Source organism: Moorena sp. SIO3B2, assembly GCF_010692525.1.
Lineage (GTDB): Bacteria > Cyanobacteriota > Cyanobacteriia > Cyanobacteriales > Coleofasciculaceae > Moorena > Moorena producens.
Genome location: NZ_JAAHHE010000187.1, coordinates 7243 through 12593 on the forward strand (window position 1 = coordinate 7243; position 5351 = coordinate 12593).

General features: G+C 40.3%; 3 protein-coding genes and 1 pseudogene. 3 read left to right on the forward strand and 1 reads right to left on the reverse strand.

What is annotated here, in order from left to right; translation table 11 throughout:
- Positions 1–1089 (forward strand): annotated as a pseudogene (locus F6K38_RS26700) (4-amino-4-deoxy-L-arabinose transferase); the annotation flags it as partial.
- A 28-nt stretch (positions 1090–1117) separates the two neighbouring features.
- On the opposite strand, the gene F6K38_RS26705 reads toward F6K38_RS26700, so the two are convergent.
- The gene (locus tag F6K38_RS26705; protein WP_287249755.1) at positions 1118–1408 is read right to left on the reverse strand and encodes a hypothetical protein; all 291 of its coding nucleotides are present in this window, start codon (positions 1406–1408) and stop codon (positions 1118–1120) included.
- A gap of 1083 nt (positions 1409–2491) precedes the next feature.
- Between F6K38_RS26705 and F6K38_RS26710 the strand changes: the two genes are divergently transcribed.
- Positions 2492–3544: a ParA family protein gene (locus tag F6K38_RS26710; protein ID WP_008183267.1), complete on the forward strand. Its 1053-nt coding sequence runs from the start codon at positions 2492–2494 to the stop codon at positions 3542–3544.
- Positions 3545–4347: 803 nt separating this feature from the next.
- A partial coding sequence (locus F6K38_RS26715) for an RNA-guided endonuclease InsQ/TnpB family protein (RefSeq protein ID WP_287263438.1) occupies positions 4348–5351 on the forward strand: 1004 nt, incomplete at its 3' end.

Genomic DNA, 5351 nt, shown 5'->3' on the forward strand with positions numbered 1-5351 from the left:
AAATATCATGGCTTTGTTTTGGGCTTAGGATTAGTTGGTTTTTGCTTAACGAGTCCACGTCATCGTTGTGCATTATTGTCACCTTGGGCATGGCTAGGTTTAATGTTATTTATCATAACTATTTTTCCAATTTGGTACTGGAATATACAGCATGATTGGATATCCTTTACTTTCCATTTATCCACCCGTTTTAAACCAGAGCCAGAGGTACCTCAGCAGGGCTACAATTGGCTAAATGTATTAGTGATAGTTTTATCTGGAATAGCTTATCTTTTCCCTACGATGGCATTGCCCATGTGGTGGGTGAGTTTGCGATCGCTACTTACTCAATTTACCGGGTATAGCAAGACATCAAAATTGGAGTCAAGATTGATCCTATGGGTATCCCTACCCCTAGTTGTAGGCTTTACCCTCTTAGCAGGATATCACCAAATTTTGCCCACTTGGCCAATGCCAGGATTTTGGGGGATAACCTTACTACTAGGGCAACAGGCGCAACAGTGGCAAATGCGATCGCCTTTAGGCGGGCACTTCCTGTCATCGCGCGGTTGGGTTAACCGATGGCTAAAGGGTTCAGCCATAGCAATAGCTAGCCTATTATTGTTTGTGCTACTGCATATCACGACAGGAACACTGCAAAAATCCGGTCACTATGCTTTACTAGGGGGTTTTGTCTCTCCCAAGGATGACCCCTCTACAGAACTGATTGATATTCAGCAACTGCGACAAGGATTTGCTCAGTCTCCTGTGCTGAGTGAGGCATTAGAAACCTCTAGCTTTGTCTTTACTAATGGGTTTTATATCAGTGGGATCGTAGCGATGGCGATTACTCCCCTGACCTCTACACCAATTACCTGTTTGGGAGAGGATATGCGTGGTTTTATGGTCTGGTTCCAGCCTGAGCAATGGTTGGGTAAAGATGGATTATACCTTACTCTGGAGCGATTTCAAGAGTTGACAGATAGCTATCGAGCTTATTTTCAGGATATGCAGGAAATAGGGACAGTGCCGATTCGAAGGGCTGGAGCAGTAACAGAGGTTTTTCATGTGTATTGGGCGACTAAGATGGTGAAGCCTTATCCTAGCTGAGCGCTCGAATCGGTCATAGATCTGGGATTCAAGCTTTTCTCAGTCGCTCTGCACGGATACAGCCTCCCTCCCAATCCCACTTCGGGTCAGATTCACTTGGCTTATATTGTGCCCAAGCATTGCCACTCTCGTCCTGATACAAGGCTGTAATCTCCGCAGTAGCTCTACTTCCCCAAGGCGCTTTTACTATAATCTGGTCTTGGCACTCGAAAACTTCACCGTCAGAATTAGTGACGCTCTTGAGTGCGATTTGGGGTTTGCGCTCAATCGGGGGTATTTTTTTGATGACTAATTTTTTTGGCGGCTCAGATGTAGTCAAGTTTCTTGAACAATTGTAGTATCGATTACTTTCTTTTATTTTAGACGCTAGATACTAGCAAGTCGCAAGGGGGTTAGTTGGTAAGTAATCAGGGGTATTGACATTTTCTTGGGAATATGCATACTTCCAAGCAAATGCCATTATCATCTATCTTGTTAGGATACACTGATCCGATAGGGGAGTGTTCCTTGGTTACTCATTACCATAATTGCACCGGGCGATGGCACGAAGTGCCCGCCTAATGGTACTTAGACATTTTCTAGGCTCAAAAGGGACTGAAAAGGACTTCAGGTAACGAAAAGAGGTCGATTAGCTAAAAAGAGCTGGAACCACAAGTATAGCTGGATTGATACTCAGTTGCGCTAAAACTCTTTCCATGTATAGGTTTGAAAGCATTTTTGACTCTGTTTTTGTCTAAGTCCCGATAAGCACAATAAGACTGGGTTTATTGAGAAGTACCCCCAGTTTATTGACAAGATGCGCTTACCCTAAGCTGGTGAGTGTCATCAAAGTAAAAAGCTTGGGTTATCATTACTCTAGAGGTTACAGTTATAGTGAAAGGAAACCTGACTTTCCTTTAAGCGTTACCTTATGAAAATTAATGACAATAGTCAATCAATAATACTGAATTGTAAAGAGATACCGCACTTATTTACTCAGATATCCTTGACAGCACAAGATAATACATTGTTAGGTGTATATCTGTAGGCTACCTGCCCCATAGGCAAAACGTCCCAGTTAAGATAGGATGATATGATAGGAAACAAAATCACATTACAAACAACTACCACGAAAGGAAAGCAGGATATCATGGCAAAGGATATAAATTACAAAACCCTTATCCAGTAAGGGTTTTACCAATTGATTGAAAACAGGCTCGATCCCTGAAATACTCACCACGCCAGCATGTACAAAAATAAGATGCGTTTGCCCTGAGCAGGATATAAAACAAGTTGATACCAAGCCAAAACTTAAGGGTTTCGGTAGTGGTGAAAATGTAGCAAAATCACTACATCTTTACAACTACCAAGAAATCAAAAAATATTAATTTACTTTTTCCTTTAATCAAAGGATAATAATTTTATGAAAAATACAAGCTATGTAATATGGAACAATAAGGGTGGAGTTGGTAAAAGTACTATAACATTTCATATATCTTCAGTCTATGCTGAAAAAAATCCAGATAGAAATGTCGTTGTAATTGATATGTGTCCTCAAGCCAACTCATCAATGATGCTAATGGGTGGAGGAGAGAAAGCAGAAGAATCATTACAAGAATTAATCACAAAAGATACTCCCAAAACAATTGTAGGATATCTAACAGACTGTGTTTTGAAATTAAATACTGACGATCTTAGTAAATATATACTACAATTAAATAAAAAAAACGATCAGCTTACAGATAATATATATTTAATGTCTGGGGATGGAAACTTAGAATTAATAGCGCCGCTTCTTTCAGAGAGAGCTGATGCAACTCCAATATCTGGCTCTGATAATCCTTGGCGTTCGATTCATACTATTATAGAAAAACTAACTAAAATTCAGATTAATGATAAACCAACAACATACTTTATTGATACCAATCCGAGTTTTTCAATTTACACTCAAATTGCAATACTAGGGGGTGAAAAATTAATAGTTCCGATTAATGCAGATGATTCTTCTATATATGCTATATCCGGTCTTTTTAACCTTATATGGGGAACAGAAAAAGAACATCCTGTCTATGGAAAATATACATTTGCATCAAAAGTAAAATCGAATTCCTTGGAAAGGCCAAAGATAGCTCTTTTACTAGGGAATCGATTTACTCAAAAAATAGGAGCAGCCCACGCCTTTAAAGCTTTGTCTAATAAAGCTATTCAAAAAATGTTTGAAGAATATACTAAAAATCCTAATAGATTTTCGGATAGTTCAAATAGTAATATAAACCGACAAGAATTTGAAAAAAAATACAGTATAGAACTCAGAGATTTTAATAGCGCTGGTGTTGTAGCGGCAAATCAAGGTTTACCCCTAAGTAAAATGGTTGAAAAAGCGAATTACCAAGTTTATGACAAGAAAATTCAAGTATCTAAAGATCAACGAGAGAAATGTAGTAAAGTCATCTTAGATTTAGTAAGTAGATTGTAATATTAATTTATTTATTAATGATAAAACTGAAAGGGTATGTTTTAATTTACGGTTCAGTTAAAGGAATGGTGTAAGCAAACAATTTAGCCTCAGATCTTGCTCAAACAACTGAAAAATAAAATTGGATAGGGCTGTTGTAAAAAATCGTGCAATAAGAAATCAAAAGCTCACGCTGCTCAAACGTATCTAGATGAGTAAATTTCACGACAAGCATAATAGAGATAACCTCAACTTCTGTTCAGAAAACCACCATTCAGCACTCCCTGTAGAACCCCTACCAACTTCGGTAGTAGGACTTAGCATTTTCTAGCCTCAAAAGGTGCTGAAAAGGAGTTCAGGTAAGGAAAAGAGGTCGATTAACTAAAAAGAGCTGGAACCACAAGTATAGCTTGATTGATGCTCATTTGAGCTAAAACTCTTTCCCTGTATAGGTTTTAAGTCATTTTTGACTCTGTTTTTGTCTAAGCCCGCCTAAGGGCGAACGCAAAGCGAAATTGTAAACAGCATCGCTGCCAACTTAAACGGGTAAGGGGTCTCCCGTTATAATCTCCGATTTAACGGGTTAGAAGTTACCGTAAGACAGACTCGCCTTATTTCATATAACTTAAACTTATGACTCACAGACTGTCGCTTATAAAGGCGAGCCTGTCTAAGGTTTCGTCTCCGGGGAATTGCCCGAGAGCGTCTTGAAGTTCTCAACAGATTGGCCAGAGGCCACGCTTCGCGAACGTAAGTGGTACAATAGCATAGTGATATTAACGTACTGCTACAAAATCAAACCAAGTCCCGAACAGATAGCCATCATGGAAAGGTGGCTTGAACTGTTACGCCGTCATTGGAATTATGCTTTAGGACAACGGCTTGATTGGCTCAATCGGACTCGTTCCCCGATTGATAGATGTAGCTTAATCAGTGAGCCGATCGGTGAGATCCCAGAACCGGTTAACTATTACACTCAACAAGCGGCTCTCAAGGAAACTAAGCGACTGTTTCCTGAGTACAAGCAAATCTATGCAGAAACTCAGCAAGTCAACTTGCAACGACTCAATAAAGCGTGGGATAGATGGAGGAAGCCTGACGCTAATGGTAAACGTGGTGGTAGACCTCGATTCAAGAAAGCGGGAGAACTTCGATCATTCGTTTTTCCTAGGATAAATAGTTCAAAGGCGGGAGCACACCTGGCTGATGGGATCTTAAAACTAAGCCGAATTGGGTCAATACCTGTCGTAATGCATCGGTCATTACCCATTGGCTTTACCCTTAAGCAATGCACTATTGTCAAGAAGGCCGATGGCTGGTATTGCTGTATCTCAATGAAAGATGATACAGTTCCCGAACTTTTGCCTATTGGCTCTGTCAAGTCTGCCGTCGGAATTGATGTTGGGCTAGAAAAGTTTTTGACTACTTCCGATGGCGAGGCGGTACCTATCCCGCAGTTTTACAGAAAAGCTCAGGATAAGCTGGCTCAAGCTCAAAAAGCAATGTCGCGCCGTGTATTGGGCTCTAATAACTGGAAAAAAGCCAAGCACAAAGTAGCCTTAATGCACCTTTATCTGACTCGTTGTCGGAAAGAGTTTCATTATCAGGTTGCTCATTGGTTGTGCGGTAAGTACGACCTAATTTCTCACGAAAATTTAAACATCAAAGGGCTGGCTCGAACTAGGTTAGCAAAGTCAATACATGATGCAGCTTGGGGAGCTTTTTTGGAGATATTACAAGCAGTGGCGGTCAAACGCGGTTTGTTAGTCCAGGAAGTCAACCCACGAGGTACAAGCATTGAGTGTTTTAATTGCGGTTCCAGGGTCGA

Excerpts from the sequence above, each read along its gene's own strand:
- F6K38_RS26710 (WP_008183267.1), top strand. The coding sequence starts at position 2,492 with ATGAAAAATACAAGCTATGTAATATGGAACAATAAGGGTGGAGTTGGT.